The organism is Collinsella sp. An2 (genome assembly GCF_002160065.1).
GTDB lineage: Bacteria > Actinomycetota > Coriobacteriia > Coriobacteriales > Coriobacteriaceae > Limicola.
Genome location: NZ_NFJW01000020.1, coordinates 1 through 18,569, shown reverse-complemented (window position 1 = coordinate 18,569; position 18,569 = coordinate 1). Strand labels below are relative to the sequence as shown.

Below are 18,569 nucleotides of genomic sequence, written 5' to 3'. Positions count from 1 at the left end.
CACATCGTGTGTGATGGGTGGGGCTTGAGATAGAACAGGTAATGCTGGGAGGCTGTATGAAGGACAGGGCGCGCATCGATGCTGCGCCGGGCATGTTGGCCGTGGCGATCGACACGTCGACCGACATGCTTGCTTGCGCTGTTGGGCGGATGAATGGACCCGATGGCGGTGCGGCGTGTCATGCCGCCGTCGAGCTGCTGGCGTCGGGGGACCACCTGTGCCGTCGCCATGCCAACGTCGAGTTGGTGACAACGCTCGATCGCGCGCTCGACGATGCCCAGCTGTCCATGCATGATGTCGACGTGGTGCTGGTCGGCAGGGGCCCGGGTTCGTTTACGGGCGTGCGCATCGGCATCTCGACGGCGAAGGGCCTGGCACGCGGCGCTAACCTGCCGCTCTATGGGGTGTCGACGCTCGATGCTGCGGCGTGGACTGCATGGCGGGTCGGTGTTCGCGGGCTGCTGGGGGTCGCGGCGGACGCGATGCGAGGCGAGGTGTATCCGGCGCTCTACAGCCTGGACGACGAAGGCGCCTCTCGACTCTTTGACCGCGAGCGCGTCGTTAAGGCAGCCGACGCAGTCGAGGAGTGGCGGAAGTTGCCGAACGCCGATGATTTGCAGCTTACAGGCGACGGCCTGGTGCGCCACGGGCGCCTGTTTGAGGCGGCAGGCCTTATGGACAAGGCGCTCGACCGTGCCCTGTGGTGGCCGAGTGGCGAGGGCTTGCTGCTGGCGTGGGCGGCATCGCGCGCCACGGACGGTGCGGATGCCGCCTCTGGGGATCCGGCATCGGTGCTTCCCATCTATACGCGGCTTTCGGATGCCGAAGAAAACGAGCGGAAGCGGCTGGGGCTTGCGCAGAGCCCATCGAGCGCTGTGACCGGTGTCGCAGACGAGCTTGCAGGCCGGCACCTGCAGTTTCGCCCCATGGGGCCAGCAGACGCCGAGGCCGCCTCGGCGCTGGAGGCGCGCTGCTTTGACGGCATGGGCCACAACGCCTGGTCGCCGGCTCAGTTTCTTTCCGAGTTCGGCCAGGATGCGGCCGTGCCGCGATCGTGGTGGGTCGCCCATGATGATGGCGAGCTGGTGGGCATTGCGGGCGGTATGATGGTCGAGCATGACCTGCAGGTGCTCGATGTCGCCGTGGCGCCTGAGCGCCGGCGCGAGGGCATTGCACGCAAGCTGCTCTCGCACGTGAGCTATGACGCTCAGATGCTGGGCTGCACCACTGCTTCGCTTGAGGTGGAGGCTTCAAACGACGGCGCTCAGGCCCTATATGACTCGCTGGGATTCTCCCAGGCGGGCGTGCGCCGGGGATATTACGGCGCGGGCAATGATGCGCTTGTAATGACGGCGAAGCTGCCGCTTGTTCTTCCCGTAGACGCCGCCTCGCCCGAGCCGACCGCGGCGTCCGTAAGGCCGTGGCCGCTTCCTTCTGTGCGTCGCACCGATGACGAACGCGCGCGTCTAGCCAGCCTCAACCTGGTGATGGCGATTGAGAGTTCGTGTGACGAGACCGCTGTTGCCATCATCGATGGCGAGGGCAGGCTGCTAGCCAACCAGGTCTCGACCCAGATCGACTTCCACGCGCGGTTCGGCGGGGTGGTTCCCGAGATCGCCTCGCGCAAGCACGTCGAGGTTATCGTGGGCGTGGTCGATGCGGCTCTTGAAGAGGCGACGGAAGCGCTGGGCCTTGATGGCGGGACGCTTGAGCCCTCCGAGCTTGCGGCTGTGGGCGTGACGCAGGGGCCTGGCCTTGTAGGGGCGCTCGTCGTCGGCGTGGCCTTTGCAAAGGGGTTTGCGTATGCGGCCGATATCCCGCTCATTGCGGTGAACCATCTTGAGGGGCACCTCTACGCCAACCTGCTTACGACGCCCGACCTAAAGCCGCCGTTTATCTTTACGCTTGTGTCCGGCGGCCACACCATGTTGGTCCACGTCAAGGCGTGGGGCGACTATGAGGTCATGGGCGAGACGCTTGACGATGCGGTCGGCGAGGCGTTCGACAAGGTCGCAAAGGCCTTGGGGCTCGGATACCCCGGCGGACCCATCATTTCGCGTCTGGCGGAGACGGGCGACCCGCATGCGATCGAGTTTCCTCGTGCGCTCAATCGCAAGGGAGACTATCGCTTCTCGCTTTCCGGCCTCAAGACTGCCGTGGTCACCTATATCGAGCAGGAAACCGCGGCGGGAAGGACCATCCATCTGCCAGATCTAGCGGCGTCGTTCGAGGCTGCTGTATTTGACGTGCAGTACAAGAAGGCTCGCAACGCGCTGCGTGAGACCGGAGCGCGCGAATACTGCATCGGAGGAGGCGTGGCCGCCAACCCGCACCTGCGACAGATGATGATCAAGAAGCTCGGACGCCAGGGAATTCGCGTGACGGTTCCGCCGCAGAACGCCTGCACTGACAACGCGGCCATGATCGCAGAGGTCGCACGCCGCAAATTCGCCGAAAGCGATTTCGCGCCCCTGGATATCGACGCCGACCCCAACATGACGCTGTAGGGGCGCTGCTGGGACGGTTCGATTTGCCGCGGTCTCGTCGACCCATGGGGTCGATGGGCCGCGGCAAGAAAACCCATCTACCGTCGCTGGCGTTTGGGGTGTGGCAGCGCGAGATGCAACAAAGTGGTAACAAAGTTGACTTTATCACGCTAAAGTCTCACAATGCCTGATGGTTTTACAGGGGGTGCGGCTTTGGTCGCATCGCAACGGTTGAACAACAGGGAGCCACGACATGACGCTGCTATCGATTATTTCGAGCGAGATTATTATCAAGCGCGGGTAGCCGGTAGCGCCGCCCGCGTTGATAGCGGGCGGTCCATGATCGAGGATATGACGAGGGCCGTCGACGTTGAGCGACGGCCCTCGTTTTGTTTTTAGGGCGCCGTTCGGGCGGACGAATCATCTTCGTGTTGTTCGGAAAGGGATGTTTATGAACGGTATGGTAATCGTGGTGGTTGCGGCGGTGGTTCTCGCCGCGGGCTACCTGGTATATGGCCGCTGGCTGGCCAAGACCTGGGGCGTCGACCGCGATGCATTGACGCCTGCCAAGCGCATGGAGGACGGCAAGAACTTCTCGCCGGCGTCCTGCTTTACCGCGTTCTCACACCAGTTTAGTTCGATTTGCGGCGCTGGCCCTGTGACCGGCACCATCGCCGCCATGATGTTTGGCTGGCTGCCCGTGCTGCTGTGGGTGCTCGTGGGCGGCATCTTCTTCGGTGCCGTGCATGACTTCGGAGCGCTCTATGCAAGCGTGAAGAACAACGGCAAGTCGCTCGCCCAGCTCATCGAGAAGTACATCGGCCACACGGGCCGCAAGCTCTTCTTGCTGTTCAGCTGGCTCTTCACGATCATCGTCATCGCGGCCTTCGTCGACATGGTCGCCGGCACCTTCCAGGCGACGTTCGACGCCTCCGGCGCCGTTGACGCGGCTGCGTCCTATGCGGGCGGCACCGCTGGTACCATCTCGATCCTCTTCACCTTTGTGGCCATCGCCTTTGGATGGATCAACCGCAAGTTCGGCCTTTCGGGCTGGAAAGAGCTGCTGCTCGCCGTGGTTCTCTTCGTGCTCATGTTCGCCGTCGGCATGCAGTTCCCGGTCTATCTCAACAAGTACGGCTGGTTTGCCGTTATCGCCGTGTACCTGCTCTTTGCTGCGGCCATGCCCATCCAGACCCTCAAGCAGCCGCGTGACTACCTCACGAGCATCATGATGATCGTCATGATCGTGTGCGCCGTGGTGGGTGTTTTTGTCCTGGGCATCGACGGTGAGGCCACGATGACCGCGCCGATGGTTGCCGACATCTCGGCGCTGGCGTCGAAGGGCAGCTATCTGTTCCCGCTGCTGTTTGTCTCCGTCGCATGCGGCGCGCTTTCCGGCTTCCACAGCCTGGTTTCTACCAACACCTCGTCTAAGCAGGTCTCGAAGGAGCAGGACATGCTCCCGGTGGGCTACGGCGCCATGGTGCTTGAGTCCTTCGTGGGTGTGCTGGCCATTGTTGTCGCCGCCATCATGTTCTCCGACATCAACACGTCGGGTGCCGCGGGTGCCGCAGTGGGCACGCCGTTCCAGATCTTCTCGCAGGGCGTTGCCCGCGGTATGACGGCCTTTGGCGTGGACGGCACGCTGGCCACGGTGTTCATGACCATGTGCGTTTCCGCTCTGGCCCTCACGTCTGTCGACGCGGTGGCACGTATCGGCCGCCTTTCGTTCCAGGAGTTCTTCGCTAAGGGCAACGACGCCGCAGAGGACGCGTCCGCCGAGACGACCGGCGCAGCTCGCTTCTTCTCCAATACCTGGGTTTCTACCGTCGTGACCCTGGTGCTCGGCTTCGCTCTGGCCTTCGGTGGCTACAACAACATCTGGCCGCTCTTCGGTGCATCCAACCAGCTGCTCGGTGGTATGACCATGATCGCGCTGGCCGTGTTCTGCAAGTGCACCGGCCGCAAGGGCTTCATGCTCTATGTGCCCGTGGCGTTCCTGCTCGTGTGCACGTTCACCTCGCTCGTGCAGAGCATCATCGGCTGCGTGAACGCGCTTGCTGCGGGTGGCATGGCCGTCATCGCTACTTCCGGCCTGCAGCTTGTTTTCGCGATTCTCATCGTGATCCTGGGCATCTTCGTGGCGTACCACTGCCTGCGTGAGCTCTTCACCAAGAAGGCGGGCTCGCTTCCCGACGAGGAGCCCGAGTGGACCCAGATGGGCCGCGCTCACTATGGCCACGGCGACCCCGTCGAGGCTCCCTCCGATGGCGTCGAGGCACGCGGCTAACGCTCGGCGTGTTGCCAGGGTGCTTTCAGGTGTCTGCTGGCAGGAGCGCTGCTCGGCGGTCTCAGCAGCACCGTACAATTTGATGTAAAAGCGCGTTTCGCCCCGGCTGGCATGTGCCAGCCGGGGCGACGCCGTTTCAGACGTGGCGTGCTCCCTCGCCGCTGCCCAGATGCCGCCGATAGCGTCTGTCGTTCTTGTGCCCTGGGTTCTCAAGAGGACGCGGCGGTGTCCATGTGGGTGGTGGATGCCCCTTTGGTGCAATTCGATTCGGATTTATGCAGTTCATGTTGAAACCTCCGAGTAGCCCCCGCTTTCTTGGCAACAAAACTCCTGGTCACAGAGGTTTGCAATGCTGGTCTACCCGGCAATTCTCAAATGAACTGCATAAAACCGAATTTTGTTGTTTCGAGCCTCCGCAAGGGGGCGCTGTGGCACGGAGAAGGGCGGTCCGGGCTATAAGAATCCCCGGGCTTGAGGTCCCCCCGGCTTGAGGATCGCTCGGTTGTACACATTCCCCGGGCTGGTGACGTGCCTTTGCGTCCGGCGGGTAGAGGGCTGTGGGCGCAACGGGCGTTGCCGATGGCCCGAGCTCGCTTCGGAACTTGCGCCTTGGAACATGGAATCTTTTTTGGGTCACCAGGACGTATGCGGACCCTGGGGTTCGTGTATACCGGCGTCTTGCTAGACTATAGACGTATATGTGATGTCGAGGGCGTCGCTGCAAGTACCAAGAGGGAATCGCGGCGCACTTGTTATAGGGGGAGGAAGCCGCATGGAGCCAATCGTTGCAGGCATGCAAGGCCCTGCTGTAGAGGACGTGCAGGCGCGCCTGACCATGTTGGGTTATACGATCGACGAGGACGAGCTGCGCGACCAGCTGTTTGGTCCATCGACGAGCTCTTCTGTCCGTGCGTTTCGCGTAGATAACGGTCTAGCGGGGGATGACACGGTGGACATGACGTGCTGGAGCAAGCTCGTTGACGCCTCGTATCGTCTTGGAGACCGAACGCTCTATCTCCGGCTGCCCAATTTCCATGGGTCCGACGTGTTGGAGCTGCAGCATGCTTTGAACGCGCTGGGGTTCTCGTGCGGGGAGGCGGATGGATATTTTGGTCCGCACACCGAGGCGGCCTTGCAGCAGTTCCAAGAAAACGTGGGTCTCTTCGCCGACGGTATGGCTTTTAGCGACACGTTTAGCTATATCGATCGCTTGCGTCATGTGTGGGAGGGCAAGCCTTCGGTGAGCGAAGCCGAGCTTCGCACTGGATTCGCCCGTGCTGCCAGCGTGCTCGAGCGGTATCAGATTGCTGTGGTGGGCGAAGATCCCATTGCGCGCAATGTGGCGTCGCGCATGTGGAATATCGCCTCGGCGACCACGGAGAATAGCGGCATGCAGCTCTGTGACAGCGAGGCACCCGATGATGTCGACCTCGTGTTGGAGATCGCAAGCGAGGGGCTTCCCGACGACGCCTCTCCGCGCGCGACGATCGTCCTGGTGGACTGCGTGAACGTTGCTCAGCGAATCCGTACGGCGCTTGTCGCGTCCACGTCGCGACCGGCGCACCTGCGCATCGAGCTGACGGGCATGACGCAGTATGGCTCCTTCACGTCGAGTGATGCACAGGGGCTTGCCGTGATGCTGCTTGACGGCGTTTGCGATGCGTTGAGCGATTAGGTACACTTTGTTGAATCGCGTTGAGGCGCGGCCTCGGCGCTGTCATCTTGGGGCATCGTCCAGCGGCAGGACCCCGGTTTTTGGTGCCGGTTACGGGGGTTCGAATCCCTCTGCCCCAGCCATACAAAACAGCAGGTCAGACACGGTTAGCGGTCTGGCCTGCTTTCTTTTGTTTGATATGCCGCAATGTGATGCCGCAAAATTGCCGCAAAACTTTGCGGAGAACTCTCGTTGAATCGCGTCCGCAGCGTCTCTAGCGCCCTTCTGCGTCGAGCCATGCGAGGGCGATGCGCGGCCGCTTGTTCAAGTCTCGGACGAGGTCCTAGATTTGGACGTTTTAGAGGTCCAAAACGGCAAAATCAAGGACTTCGATCGCCCGTGAGGAATATGGCCCGCCGAGAGTCGGTTTTGCAATCTCGGACATGCGACGCGCCGGGCTGCCCTCCTTCATGGCTCAGGGCACCAGAGAGGCCGGAGGCTGCCGGCCTGATGTCGGAAAGCGCATCTACGTAGGAACAATGTTGATAAAGGTCTGCCATGATAGGCTCACGCGGCGCTCGCTCGAGCGTGGGGCGGTAATAGAGGCTCGGCAAGATGGAGGGCACGGTGGGTCGATGCAGCAGACCAAGCGCTTACTGATCGTGGATGACGAGTCCGCGATCGTGCACATGCTGGACGATTTTTTTCGCATGGAGGGCTACGAGACCGTATGCGCGCTCAACGCCGGTTCGGCTCTGCAGGCGGTGGAGATGTCGCTGGCAAGTGGTGAAAGAATCGACCTTGCGCTTCTGGATGTGAACATGCCGGGCATGGACGGCTTCGAGCTCTGTCGGCGCATTCGCGAAAGCCTGGGATGCCCCATCATATTTCTCACGGCGCGCGTTGAAGACGCCGACCAGCTGGACGGGTTTGCGGCAGGTGCCGATGACTATGTGCTGAAGCCGTTTTCTCTTAAGGTGCTGGGCAGCCGCGTGAAGGCGCATCTGGCGCGCGAAGAACGCCGCGGAGACGTGCAGGATGCAACGGTGCTGAGGTTTGGCGACATCGCTATCGACTACGCTGCCCGCACGGTTGCTGTGTACGCGGAGCAGGGCAAAGTGACACTCGACCTCACGCGCACCGAGTTCGACATCATCGCCCTGCTCAGCAAGCATGCGGGGCGTGTGTACGACCGCGCGCAGATCTATGAGCAGGTGTGGGGTTGGGATGCTACGGGGGATCCCTCCATAGTGCGCGAACATGTGCGGCGTATTCGAAAGAAGTTCCAAGACGCGGGCGCTAAGGCGGCGCCCATCGAGACGGTCTGGGGCGTTGGATACCGATGGGAGGCCAGATCATGAGCGCGCGCAGGGATAACGAAGCAACGGGTCGGGTGGAATCCAGTCTGATCGATCGGGTGCGAACGTGGTGGAGCGGTCTGCCACTTATGCGTGCGTTTTTCTGCTATTCCGTCATCTGGCTGGTCGTGTCTGCATTCGTGATGTTTGTCCTCATGGAGGCGTTCATGCAGGCCTACGATGCCGCGATGTATTCCGCTGGAGACGGCGTCGAGGTCGATTCGGGTCCGTATGTCTACGATGCAGCCGACGGCGAGCTCGTTCCTGCGGTGTCGATCGATATGGGCGGCGAGTTTGACCGATCAGTCTTCTTGGGCATGCGGGGAGGTACGGGGCGTGCCACGGAGTCAGGCGAAGGCTTCTCGCAAGAAACCTACAACGCGTCGAATGGCCTGCGCGTAGTCTACGCAACAATGGATATGGTGCGGGACGACCCGGCGCTTACGATTCTTGACTGGGGCGGCAACTATACGGAGGCCGACTACATTGCGGCGGACGGCAACCCCTATGACCCCGAACCCATTGCGCCAAACGACCTGGCAGCTTACGATGCGCGGGAACGTGCGGCGCGCGTGCCTGTGAGCGCGGCAATCGATGGCGTGGACGAGAACAGCCCGGATCTTGTCGTCTCGAATGTCGCATATTACGTATCGAAGAGCATGACGGTGGAAAACGAGCCGTTGGTGTTTGGCCTGCGTCTCGCGGCGGTCATTCTGCCGTTCGTGGGATGCGGCATCCTGGCGGTGGTGTTGTTCCGGCGATTCTATCTCAAGCGTTTGTCGGCGCCGCTTGCCACGCTGCATGGCGCGGCCGACCGCATTGCAGCCCAGAACCTGGACTTTACCGTGGGCGCGGTTCAGGGTAGGGAGTTTGGCCGTCTTGCTGAGGCGTTCGAGCACATGCGGTCGTCTCTTGCGCATGCCCAGGCGGACCTCTGGAGGACTGCAGAGGATCGCCGTAGGCTCAATGCCGCCTTTGCCCACGACCTGCGCACGCCGGTCACCGTTCTCAAGGGCACGCTTGAGATGGCGCGCCTGCGCGCCGAGCGGGCGGGCAGCGCTTCTGCCGATAGCGGCGTGTCGCCCGGGGCGGATTCCGCTGGGTGCTCACCGGCTGAGGCCTCGGTGCCAGACGGTGCGGCCGCCAATGCATGCGACGTGCAGCTGCCGCGCGAGACGCTCGACGCCTTATCGGCACAGGTTCGTCGCCTTGAGGACTATGCGCAGTCCATGAGCAAGGTCACCAAGCTCGAGGACCGGCCGGTGCGTCGGGAGGTGTGTGCAGCGCGCGAACTCGTAGATGACCTGCGTCATCAGGTAACCGAGATGGCGGCAAGCTGCGGCAGGGAGGTGGAGGTCGACGTGACTCTTGGCAAGCTGCCTTCGGTATGGTGCGATTCGGGCTCGTCTGATGTTCGGCTGCTGCTTGACCGGCAGTTGATCGAGGAGGTCGTCGGCAACCTGATGAGCAACGCGTGTGGCCATGCGCGCGGAAAGGTGCGCCTGGACATCGATGTAGAGCTAGATGCGCAGAACACCTCCCATGCATCACACGCCGCCGTCGTGTCCGGAGAGGTCGCGGGCGAGGCCGGCGACAAGGGCAATGCGTCGGCGCCGTTGAGGGGGACCTTGCGCGTAGTGGTCGCCGACGATGGCCCCGGATTTACCGGAGAGGCGCTCCATCGCGGATGTGACCCGTTTTATAGCGAAGCCAAGTCTGCCGAGCATTTTGGCCTGGGACTCAATATCGCGCGGACACTTGCGCGCCTCCATGGCGGCGATGTCGAGCTGGCCAACGGGCCTGCGGGAGGAGCGGTCGTCACGGCGACCTTCGCGGTGGGCGACGACGCGTCGGATCATGCGGCAGAGCAGGTCTAAGCAAACCTTAATGTCCCCTTTAGCCCCGATTAACGGGCTGCACCGTACACTGGGCGCGGACGCTGCGACGAACAGCGGCCGCGCCCAGGCTGCGTTATGGCGGCGGGGCGTAGACAGAACATAGGAATTTGCTTTGTACGATGGGCCCGACAGCAAGGCCGGGCGAAAGGACCGATCATGATGCACGACGAGACCATGGGTGGGGCGACGATGGGTGCCTTGGGCAACGATGCCAACCGCCTGCCCTCGACGGAAAAGCCGCCGTCGCTTGCCCGCCGTCGTGCGATTGTCATCGGGGTCTCCGTTATTGTGCTTGCCGCGCTGGGAGCCGCCTGCTGGCGCTACCTACCCGGGCTCTACGCGTGGTTGGTGGACGCCGACGCGATCCACGCGTTCGTTGACGAGCATGCGCTGCTCAGCCGTTTGGTGATGGTCGGCATCAGCATGCTGCAGATCTTCTTAGCGTTCTTGCCCGGCGAGCCGGTGGAGCTTGCGAGCGGCTACGCGTTCGGCTTTTGGGGGGGGACGGCGCTTTGCCTGGTGGCAAGCGCGCTGGGCTCGAGCATCATCTACGGCGCCGTGCGGCGCTGGGGATGGAGCGTGGTCGGGCTGTTCTTTGACCGGTCGAATCTAGAGCGTTTCGGGTGGCTGCAAAATGCGCGCAAAGTCGAGCTGGTCATGCTCATCGTCTTCCTTATTCCGGGAACGCCCAAAGACTTCCTGACCTATTTCGCAGGGCTCATCGGCGTGCGCTTCCCCGCCATGCTGGCCATCGCGACGCTGGGGCGCATCCCCTCGATTGTGACGTCGACCATCGCGGCGAGCGCATTTGGCGCGGGGGATTATACCGCGGCCGTTATAGCCGTTGTTGTGGCGGGCATATTGCTCGTGTTGGGCAGCATCGCCTATCGCGTCCTGGAGCGTCGCTGCCGCTAGGATCTTGTTGCCGAAGCGCCCGGCGAGCCATATTGTGGCCCACCGGGCGTCGAGGTGTCGGGTGCTCGAGGCAGTCCTGACAGCCGTGTTTCTTATTGCAGACGCTCCACAAAGAAGTCGGCCATGCTTTTGAAGAGCTCGCGGCAGCCTTCGTCGAGCGTCACGGCATCGAGCATCTGCTTGGCGCGCGCGGTAAGGTCGAGCGCATAGCGATGGGCGTAGTCGATTGAACCGGCCTCGCGGAATAGGGTGAGGGCGCGGTCGAGCACCTTCGGGTCGCTTGAACCGGAACGCAAGATGGCTTCGAGCTCGGCCTTGGCGGGTGCGTCCGCATGGGCGAGGGCGTGTACGGCCACAAGGGTACGCTTGCCCTCGGTGATGTCGCTCAGGTGGTCCTTGTCGTGCGCATCGCCAACGAGGTTCAGCAGGTCGTCTTGGATTTGGAAGGCCAGTCCGGTGTTGAGCCCAAAGGAACGGAGGGCTTCGACCTGTTCATTGCTGCCGCCGCCGGCGATGGCGCCGCATGCCAGCGGAACGGCGCCCGAGTAATGGGCGGTCTTGAGAGTGGCCATGGCGAGGTAGTCATCGACCGTGAGGTCAAAGCGGTCGTCACGCACCCAGCCCAAATCGAGCGCCTGGCCCTCGACGGTGCGTTGCATCATAGCTACAAGCTCGTTCAGGATACGCAGCTTTTGGCCGTCTTCGAGCTCGGCGTCGTCCAGCACTGCTCCCGTTACCAGCGTCAGTGCATAGTCGCCGCAATTGATAGCCGGCCCCGTGCCCTCGGTGAGGTGCAGACAGGGCCTGCCGCGGCGTAGCTGGCCGTTGTCGGCAATGTCGTCGTGGATGAGGGCTGCAGACTGAAAGTGCTCGATGGCCGCCGCTGCGCTCCGGGCGCGGGATGGGTCTCCACCGACCGCTTTGGCGGCGAGCATGCAGATGAGCGGACGGTGGCGTTTGCCGCCGTTGCTTGAGAAGGCGCGCAGGGGCGCGTAGAGATAGCGCTCAAGGTCGGCGCGGTCGGTCTGCCCGCCGAAGAACGAGTCCAGGTAGTCCTCAAGGTCGCCGTGATGCTCGGCAAGGAACTCTGCAAAGGCGTTGGCCATAGAAGCCCTTTCTTCTGGTTTGCCATCGGGGCCGCGCCGCCGGGGCCCGCCTCCCGCCATTTGCCATTGGGGACGCAGCCATTGGGGACGGGTACATTTGGCAGAACTAGAAACATTTCCGGCTATACGCGATCGCCCAGGCGGGTTCTGCCATATGTACCCGTCCCCAATGGCAAATGGCGGGAGGCGGGCGGGCCGGTGGTCAGTGGCTACTTGGTGGCGAAGCCGTCGGGGTTCTTAGACTGCCAATTCCACGAGTCGCGGCACATGTCGTCGATGTCGTACTTGGCCGTCCATCCCATCTCCTGTTCGGCCTTCGTGGCGTCGCACCAGTTGGCTGCGATGTCGCCGTCGCGACGCGGGCAAATCTTGTACGGCAGCTCCTTACCGCAAGCCTTTTCGAAAGCGTGAATCACATCGAGCACCGAGGAGCCCTTGCCGGTCCCCAGGTTAAAGATGCCCACCTCGGAGCGGCCGTTCATCCATTCAAGCGCCGAGACGTGGCCGCAAGCCAGGTCGACCACGTGGATGTAATCGCGCACGCCGGTGCCGTCGGGGGTGGGGTAGTCGTCGCCAAAGACGTTGATGCACTCGCGTTTGCCCACGGCGACCTGCGCCACGTAGGGCACCAGGTTGTTGGGGATGCCCTTGGGGTCCTCGCCGATGAGGCCCGAGGGATGAGCGCCGATGGGGTTGAAGTAACGCAGCAGCACGACGTTCCACTCGGGGTCGGCCGTGTGCAGGTCCATGAGGATCTGCTCAATCATCCACTTGGTCCAGCCGTAGGGGTTGGTGGCGGGCTTCTTGGGGTCTGCCTCCGTGACGGGCGGGTTGTCCGGATCGCCATATACCGTCGAAGAGCTGGAGAAGATGATCGACTTGCAGTCGTGGTTGCGCATCACGTCGCAGAGCGTCAGCGTGCTGCCGATGTTGTTGTGATAGTACTCGAGCGGCTTGTGGACGGACTCTCCCACCGCCTTGAAGCCGGCAAAATGAATGACGCGGTCGATCTTGTGGGTGTCGAAGATCTTGTCAAGGGCGTCGCGGTCGAGGACGTTCGCCTCATAGAACGTCAGGTTCTTGGCGGCGTCATCGCCAACGATCTGCTTGATGCGGTCGATGGCGACCGGACTGGAGTTGGAGAGGTCATCGACGATGACGACCTGGTAGCCGCGCTGCAGCAGCTCGACAACGGTGTGCGAGCCAATAAAGCCTGCACCGCCAGTCACCAGGACGCAGGTGTCGGCGGGAGCGAGTTTTTCGGACATGGGCAGCTCCTTTCGGGAGGTTGAAACCGCGTAAAAGTATAGCGCACGGGTATGTTGGCCCCTGCCATGCGGGCCGGCGGTTAACAATGCCGGGCCGACGGCGAGGCGGTGCCGGGATGTACGACGGCGGACCAGCGCCGGGCAGACGGCGAGCCGGTGCCGCGCCGAAGACGGACCAGCGCCGGGCCGCTGGCAAACAGGACCGCTCCCGGCGCTCCGGCGCCGCTTGTACAAACCGGTTGTGGAAAATGCTTCGCAGCGGACGATGTGCGGTATCCTTATACGTACGACAGTCGGGCGACGACATATACACACACATCAAACGGAGCACGTATGTCACACAACACCACACCCCAGCAGCGGTCTCCCAAGCGGGAGCGCGACGCCGTAGACGGATTCCTTGCATGTGCTTATCAGGCCGAGGTCTCTCGGCGCGATGCCCTGAAGGGGCTGTTTGCCGCCGTGGGCGCAGCGGTGCTTTTGGGCAATCCGGTGCGTGCCCTGGCAGAGCCGCAGGCTACCCAGGAGACGCTCGATGCGCTTTCCGATGCACAGACGAAATACAACGAGGTCAAGCAGCAGCTGGACGACATCGCCGACCAGTATGAAAGCCTGAGCAAGCAGCAGAGCCAGACGCTCTCCCAGATCGAGGACGTCCAGGACCAGATCGACGCCACGCAGGAGCAGATCGAAGACACTCAGGACCAGATCGACGAGAAGCAGGAAGAGCTCGAGAAAAAGCAATCCCAGCTGGCGAATCGCGTTGCTTCCAACTATAAAAATGGCGGCAACACGGCGCTTGCACTGCTGCTCTCATCGACGTCCTTCGACCAGCTTATCTCGAACGCCTACTATCTGGACAAGATCAACGAGAGCGACCAGCGCGCCATTGATGAGGTGCAGCAGATCCAGGCCGAGCTCGAGCAGCAGCGCGAAGAGCTCGAGCAGCAGAAGAGCGAGCTCGAGCAGCAGAAGAGCGAGCTCGAGACGCTTCAGCAGCAGCAGGCTCAGCAGCTCTCGGACATGCAGGCCAAGCAGGCCGAGGTCCAGCAGGTGCTCAGCGACCTGGACGATGACGTGAAAGAGCTCATGGCCCAGCGCGATGCCGAAATTCTCGCCGCGGCCCAGGCCGAGGCGGAGGCCGAGGCGGAGCGCAAGCGTCAGGAGGCGCTGCAGGCTAGCCAGAGCAGCGGCGGCGGTGTTACCAACATCCCCGAAGCTGGCAGCGGCCAGGACTACAACGCGGCGAGCGCGGCGCAGAAGCGCGTCGTGAACTCCTGCTACTACACCCCCTCGCCCGGTGCGAACTACTGCGCCGCGTGGGTGTCGCGCGTATTCCAGAACGCCGGGTTTGGCTATCCCGGCGGTAACGCGAACGACATGTACAACCGGTGGTGCACGAGCTCCAAGAAGGCCGACCTGCAGGTGGGCATGATTGTGGCAGTGTCCACGTACAGCAAGAATTACGCCGGCCGTATCTATGGTCACGTGGGCATCTACATCGGCGACAACAAGATCATGGAGAACATCGGCTACATCAACACGAATAACCTCGACAGCTGGATTTCGTACTACGGCGACACCGTAAGTCCCCGTTGGGGCTGGGCCCGCGGTATCAACCTGGCAAGCCAGTAGCGCGAGGAGAGGGCCGGCGGTGCCGGGCAAGAAGGTTCGGGCCGCCGGCAGCTAGCTCAATATGGTCAGGGCGATGAGCGCTACAAGGTAGAGCGCCATGACGCCGATCGCCAGTCCGTCATGACGGGCATCGAGGCGCATCACATGATAGTGTGTGCGGCCTTCGCCTCCCGTATAGCAGCGGGCGTCCATGGCGCGTCCCAGGTTCTCGGCGTGGCGCAGGGCACTTGCGAAAAGTGGGACGAGCAGCGGTACGCAGGCGCGCACATAGGCAAGCGCCCCCTTGTTTTCCAGGTCTGCTCCGCGGGCGGTCTGGGCCGCCACGATGTTTTTCGCCTCCTGCGAAAGCGTGGGTACAAACCGCAGGGCGATGGACAGGATGAGCGTGACCTGGCTCACCGGTGCACCGAGGCGCTCCAGCGGGGCAAGCAGCTTCTCGGCTCCGTCGGTCAGGGCGACGGGCTGGGTGGTGAGCATAAGCAGGGAGCCGGCAAGCAGCAGCAGGAAAAACCGCAGCGTGTAGAGCAGTGCGGCCTCGACGCCCCCGGTGAAGATGCGTATGGGCCCGACAGCGACCAAAAGGTCACCCGTCTGGACAAAAAAGAGGTTGATGACCGAGGTCACCACCAAGAACAAGACGATGGGCCTGATCTGTGCCAAAAGTCTTCCAAGCGGCACATGGGCAAGCGCGATGGCGAGTCCCACAATCGCTCCGGCGAGCACGAGGGTGGGCAGATTTCCCACAAAGAAGCAGCTCACCATGAACACCACGGTAAGCACGAGCTTCACGCGAGGGTCGAGGGAGTGGATGGGTGAGGTCGCGGAGTAGTATTGGCCGATGCTAACGCGTAGCGCCATGGTCGAACACCTCCTTGCATAGGTTGGTGAGCGCAGTTACAAGGTCGTCGAGGGTAAGCGGGGCCGGGTGCAGCGCGACGCCGTGCGCTGCGAGCGCTCTGGTAAAGGCGAGGGGCGCCGGCAGCCCAGGCGCCGGGCACGGCGTTTGCTCAAAGACCTGACGAGGAGAGCCTTCTGCGACGACCTTGCCATGGTCGAGGACGACGACATGGTCGGCAAGTTCGGCGACATCGTCCATGGAGTGGGTGACCATAAGCAGCGTGACCCCCGAGGCCCGAAGCGTCTGGATAAGGGAGCGCATACGTGCTCTTCCGGCAGGGTCGAGGCCTGCCATGGGCTCGTCGAGCACCAGCATCGGAGTCTGCATGGCAAGCACGCCGGCGATGGCGACGCTGCGCTGTTGGCCGCCGGAAAGCGCAAACGGCGAGCGGCCCAACAGCGCGGGCGTTGGATCGAGGCCCACGGCCGTCAGCGCGTCGTGAACGCGGCGATCGACCTCGGCGCTATCGAGATGGAGGTTCCGGGGGCCAAAGGCGACGTCGTCCAGCACCGTTTCGGCAAAGAGCTGACGTTCGGGCAGCTGCGACACATAGCCTATCTGCGAGCGTAGCTCGTGGCGTCGTTCAAGGTCCGACGTATCGACGCCGCCGACAACGACGTGCCCCGACCGCGGAAGCTTGAGCGCGCATGCGAGCTCAACGCTGGTCGACTTGCCCGAGCCCGTGCATCCGATGAGCGCAGTGAGTGAGCCGCGCGGGACGGTCAGGCACACATCGTCGAGGGCGAGGGGCACATGTCGCACACCGTGCTGCGAGCGTTTGCGACCAAATAGGCGTCGCTTACGCGGGTTGGCGTCGTCGGCATAGGAAAAGCTCACATGGTCAAAGACGATGGCATCATCTTGGCGGTCCCGGGCGGTTTTCGGCGCGCTGGCGTTCGGGTGAGCCGCCCGCGCCGAGGAATCGTCGCTCGACATTGCCTCGGCGCGGGCAGACCGCGCTCCGCGGTCGGCCGTGCCGGGTAAGGAGGCGCCCTGTGGGAACACGGCGCGTGCGATCGCTTCGGCAAGGGCGTCGGTCTTGCCGGTGAGCGGCAGGCCGGGCAGGTGCGTGGCGAGCCGGTCGGCAAGCTGCAAGGTAAACGGTTGTTCCAGGCCCAGCGAGCGCACCAGGTCGCGTCGGGCAAACACATCATCCGGCGTTCCTTCAAGGGCAATACGGCCGCGCTCAAGCACCACGACGCGGTCGGCGGCAAGGGCATCGTCCATGAAATGGGTGACGTGCACGATCGCGATGCCGCGTCTGTTGAGTCGCTCGACGATGCGCTGCACCGCGCGATGCCCCTGTGCGTCCAACATGGCCGAGGGCTCGTCCAGCAAAAGGGCTTTCGGCTGCATGGCCAACGCGCCGGCAATGGCGACGCGCTGGCGCTGCCCGCCGGAGAGGTCAGCAGGGTCTGCCTGGGCAAGCTCGGTCATGTCGACGGCTGCAAGGGCGGCATCGACCCGCTGTACGATCTCGGGCTGGGGTATGCCCAGATTCTCGGGGCCAAAGGCGACGTCGTCGGCAACGATGCTTGTGACCATCTGGTCGTCGGGATGCTGGAAGACCATTGCGGCGCGGCGGCGAATCTGAGCGGCGCCTTCGGGGTCTGCCGCGTTATAGCCAAACGCCTCGACCGTGCCCGAGGTGGGCGTCAGCAGAGCGTTCATAAGTTGGACGAGGGTCGACTTTCCCGAGCCGTTGCCGCCGAGGATGCAGACGTGCTCCCCGGGCCAGATGTCGAGTGTGATGCCGCGTAGGGCCTCAAGGCCATCGTTGTGGTCTGTGCCCGTATCGTCGCGCGCGACGAATCCGCTCGCCTGTGATGCCGCGGGACTCGCTGGCGCCGCGTCCGGGGCGACGGCGCCAGGATATGCAAAATGGACGTCGCGCAGGCTGATGAGCGGCGCGCCCGCACCGTCGCCAGAAAGGCGGCTGGTGCGGGCGCGCAGTGCGGGCCCTCGGTCGGACACAGGGGACGCGTCGGTATGTGCGGTCGAGTGCGGAAAGGACGGCATGGGCCTACGCGTCACCTCGTTCAACCTTCAGGGCGTTCATGCAAGGTGCCAGCAGAACCTGTCCGGCAACCGTGTTGATGACCATCTTGAGCGCGTTGAAGGGAAGAAGGATCGGCAGGATCATGGCCACGACGTCCATCATGCTCACCGCGGTATAGAGCGGCGTCACGAAGAGGTTGAGGATGCAGGCCACGACGATCGAGACGATGGCGCCTACGATCATGCCTACGAGCGAAGCGGTGCGAGAGCGGTTGCCGCGAAGGTAGATGAGCGCTGCGGGAATGATGAAGGCGCAGGTGGACGCCATACCCATGGGAGCGCCGAACGGATCGAGGAACACACGCGGCAGCCAGGAGATGATGGCGACGGCGGCGCCCAGCTTGGGCCCGAAGGCGAGCGCGGCGATAAGGCAGACGATGCCCGAAGGGTCGTACATAAGCCACGGCGCTGCCGGGAAGATGGGAATCTGGATAAAGCTCAGCAGCAGCGATGCCGCGGTGAAGAGTGCCGCCAGTGCGATCTTCTTGGTGTTGATGGATGTGTTCATGTGAAGAAGCCTCCGTTTCTTCCATCCGGACTGTACCGTCGGCCCCGGACTTTCACCGGGTCAGCCGCTTTCGCGGGTCGCGGGCTTCTGGCGTTTGGCGTGATGTGTTCGACGCGAGACCAGTTACCGCCGGTAGGGAATTTCACCCAACCCTGAAACTGTGCGAGGCCACTATAGCGCTTTTGCGTGCTGGTGAACAGCGAGGATTTGAAGGTTCACGCCCGAGTGCCGGCTCTTTTGTCAAGGTGAGATTCCATATGGGAAAGCCGCCGGGGCGTCGGTGCCGGTTTCGAGGTGCCCCGCGCGCTGGGCCCACGCGGAACCTGATGTTGACCGCGCGTGCCCAGGCTGCCTGCTGGCGAGGCATCGGGTATAGCCTGACTTTTGCAGTAGAAAAGGACGGTTCTCCCGTATCTAGCTGGGAGAACCGTCCTCTATCGCATGACATTTATTGACGTGGAACGCCTCAGCTCCTCGGTTTCCTCACGGAGGCCA

At 63.0% G+C, this 18,569-nt stretch carries 12 protein-coding genes, 1 tRNA gene and 1 riboswitch; of the genes, 8 read left to right on the top strand and 5 right to left on the bottom strand.

The genetic code is table 11. From position 1 onward, the window contains the following. Positions 1-56: 56 nt before the first annotated feature. The 7 genes from tsaD to B5F33_RS09620 all read left to right on the top strand — a co-directional run bounded on the left by tsaD (position 57) and on the right by B5F33_RS09620 (position 10,601). Positions 57-2,507 (top strand): tRNA (adenosine(37)-N6)-threonylcarbamoyltransferase complex transferase subunit TsaD, encoded by a 2,451-nt coding sequence (tsaD, locus tag B5F33_RS09650; protein WP_239285043.1) that lies wholly within the window; start codon positions 57-59, stop codon positions 2,505-2,507. Positions 2,508-2,937: 430 nt separating this feature from the next. Then, positions 2,938-4,776 carry a carbon starvation CstA family protein gene (locus B5F33_RS09645; RefSeq protein ID WP_087411603.1) on the top strand — a complete coding sequence of 613 codons (1,839 nt, stop codon included), beginning with the start codon at positions 2,938-2,940 and terminating at the stop codon, positions 4,774-4,776. A 772-nt stretch (positions 4,777-5,548) separates the two neighbouring features. After that, entirely contained in the window at positions 5,549-6,451 is a 903-nt protein-coding gene (locus tag B5F33_RS09640) for a peptidoglycan-binding protein (protein ID WP_204214498.1), read from the top strand. A gap of 48 nt (positions 6,452-6,499) precedes the next feature. Further along, a tRNA-Gln gene (locus B5F33_RS09635) sits at positions 6,500-6,573 on the top strand. A gap of 492 nt (positions 6,574-7,065) precedes the next feature. Then, positions 7,066-7,791, top strand: a complete 726-nt coding sequence (locus B5F33_RS09630; RefSeq protein WP_087411602.1) for a response regulator transcription factor — start codon at positions 7,066-7,068, stop codon at positions 7,789-7,791. Then, on the top strand, positions 7,788-9,665 hold the full coding sequence (locus B5F33_RS09625; protein ID WP_158095352.1) for a HAMP domain-containing sensor histidine kinase: 1,878 nt from the start codon (positions 7,788-7,790) through the stop codon (positions 9,663-9,665). Before B5F33_RS09630 ends, B5F33_RS09625 begins: the two co-directional genes overlap by 4 nt. A 177-nt stretch (positions 9,666-9,842) precedes the next feature. Next, positions 9,843-10,601 (top strand): VTT domain-containing protein, encoded by a 759-nt coding sequence (locus B5F33_RS09620; protein WP_239285041.1) that lies wholly within the window; start codon positions 9,843-9,845, stop codon positions 10,599-10,601. A 92-nt stretch (positions 10,602-10,693) separates the two neighbouring features. Here the strand turns inward: B5F33_RS09620 and B5F33_RS09615 are convergent, their stop codons facing one another. After that, positions 10,694-11,707, bottom strand: a complete 1,014-nt coding sequence (locus B5F33_RS09615) for a polyprenyl synthetase family protein (protein ID WP_087411600.1) — start codon at positions 11,705-11,707, stop codon at positions 10,694-10,696. Between the two features lie 209 nt (positions 11,708-11,916). Continuing rightward, positions 11,917-12,975: a UDP-glucose 4-epimerase GalE gene (gene galE, locus B5F33_RS09610; protein ID WP_087411599.1), complete on the bottom strand. Its 1,059-nt coding sequence runs from the start codon at positions 12,973-12,975 to the stop codon at positions 11,917-11,919. A gap of 333 nt (positions 12,976-13,308) precedes the next feature. Between galE and B5F33_RS09605 the strand changes: the two genes are divergently transcribed. Beyond that, a complete protein-coding gene (locus B5F33_RS09605) occupies positions 13,309-14,610 on the top strand; it encodes a twin-arginine translocation signal domain-containing protein (RefSeq protein WP_143757973.1) in 1,302 nt (433 codons plus the stop codon). 51 nt (positions 14,611-14,661) lie between these two features. On the opposite strand, the gene B5F33_RS09600 is transcribed toward B5F33_RS09605, so the two are convergent. The 3 genes from B5F33_RS09600 to B5F33_RS09590 are packed head-to-tail and all read right to left on the bottom strand — an operon-like array spanning position 14,662 to position 18,074. Then, a complete protein-coding gene (locus B5F33_RS09600; protein WP_087411598.1) occupies positions 14,662-15,468 on the bottom strand; it encodes an energy-coupling factor transporter transmembrane component T in 807 nt (268 codons plus the stop codon). Continuing rightward, positions 15,452-17,542 carry an energy-coupling factor transporter ATPase gene (locus tag B5F33_RS09595; protein ID WP_239285039.1) on the bottom strand — a complete coding sequence of 697 codons (2,091 nt, stop codon included), beginning with the start codon at positions 17,540-17,542 and terminating at the stop codon, positions 15,452-15,454. The genes B5F33_RS09600 and B5F33_RS09595 overlap by 17 nt, the downstream gene beginning before the upstream one ends. Further along, positions 17,532-18,074 carry an ECF transporter S component gene (locus B5F33_RS09590; protein ID WP_087411596.1) on the bottom strand — a complete coding sequence of 181 codons (543 nt, stop codon included), beginning with the start codon at positions 18,072-18,074 and terminating at the stop codon, positions 17,532-17,534. Before B5F33_RS09590 ends, B5F33_RS09595 begins: the two co-directional genes overlap by 11 nt. A 9-nt stretch (positions 18,075-18,083) precedes the next feature. Next, a riboswitch (FMN riboswitch) is annotated at positions 18,084-18,238 on the bottom strand. Positions 18,239-18,569 lie beyond the last annotated feature (331 nt).

What these genes read in the sequence shown, in the direction of transcription:
- B5F33_RS09625 (WP_158095352.1), top strand. Translation starts at nt 7,788, where the DNA reads ATGAGCGCGCGCAGGGATAACGAAGCAACGGGTCGGGTGGAATCCAGT.
- B5F33_RS09615 (WP_087411600.1), bottom strand. Translation starts at nt 11,707, where the DNA reads ATGGCCAACGCCTTTGCAGAGTTCCTTGCCGAGCATCACGGCGACCTT.
- B5F33_RS09590 (WP_087411596.1), bottom strand. Translation starts at nt 18,074, where the DNA reads ATGAACACATCCATCAACACCAAGAAGATCGCACTGGCGGCACTCTTC.
- B5F33_RS09630 (WP_087411602.1), top strand. Translation starts at nt 7,066, where the DNA reads ATGCAGCAGACCAAGCGCTTACTGATCGTGGATGACGAGTCCGCGATC.
- B5F33_RS09640 (WP_204214498.1), top strand. Translation starts at nt 5,549, where the DNA reads ATGGAGCCAATCGTTGCAGGCATGCAAGGCCCTGCTGTAGAGGACGTG.
- B5F33_RS09600 (WP_087411598.1), bottom strand. Translation starts at nt 15,468, where the DNA reads ATGGCGCTACGCGTTAGCATCGGCCAATACTACTCCGCGACCTCACCC.
- B5F33_RS09605 (WP_143757973.1), top strand. Translation starts at nt 13,309, where the DNA reads ATGTCACACAACACCACACCCCAGCAGCGGTCTCCCAAGCGGGAGCGC.
- galE (WP_087411599.1), bottom strand. Translation starts at nt 12,975, where the DNA reads ATGTCCGAAAAACTCGCTCCCGCCGACACCTGCGTCCTGGTGACTGGC.
- B5F33_RS09645 (WP_087411603.1), top strand. Translation starts at nt 2,938, where the DNA reads ATGAACGGTATGGTAATCGTGGTGGTTGCGGCGGTGGTTCTCGCCGCG.
- tsaD (WP_239285043.1), top strand. Translation starts at nt 57, where the DNA reads ATGAAGGACAGGGCGCGCATCGATGCTGCGCCGGGCATGTTGGCCGTG.
- B5F33_RS09620 (WP_239285041.1), top strand. Translation starts at nt 9,843, where the DNA reads ATGATGCACGACGAGACCATGGGTGGGGCGACGATGGGTGCCTTGGGC.